At 61.0% G+C, this 474-nt stretch carries 1 protein-coding gene; it reads right to left on the reverse strand.

Annotation, left to right across the window (positions count from 1 at the left end):
- Positions 1-474: hypothetical protein (locus AACY52_RS30640; protein ID WP_339561435.1), on the reverse strand; the 474-nt coding region annotated here is incomplete at both ends.

Below are 474 nucleotides of genomic sequence, written 5' to 3' on the forward strand. Positions count from 1 at the left end.
CTTGGCGGTCGCAATCGCCTCGTTGGTTGCCGCCTTCTGGAGCGCAATCTGGTGTTGCGCGAGGGCCTCATTACGACGAACTTCGACCTGCGCGCCATCGCGCAGCCGGTCGATTTGCTGTCCGTCCAGGACATCGTTAAAATGGCCGCTGTCCAGAGCCACCACCAACGCCTTCGGATTGGTATCCTGCAGCCGCTGGCCCGCTGCCATTGCCAGTTGTGCGTGCAGTTCCCGCCGCACAGGCTCCCGATATTCGCCAATTCCTTGCTGGCTATCAACCAGACCGTCTATGGCCTTCGTTGCAGTGACGTAAGCATCGGGATCGGCGCTGGTGCGGACGAAAGCAGACCAGCGGTTGCCGGTCTCGCGGATGTTGCCGACACTTTCCTTGGCTGCCGTCGCAGCCTGCCATGCATCCTCATTCCCGACAAAGGCGGTGCGCTGTTCCTGAATTTGCGCCTCAATCGATCGACG

Source organism: Pseudomonas sp. EA_65y_Pfl1_P113 (assembly GCF_963970525.1).
GTDB lineage: Bacteria > Pseudomonadota > Gammaproteobacteria > Pseudomonadales > Pseudomonadaceae > Aquipseudomonas > Aquipseudomonas tritici.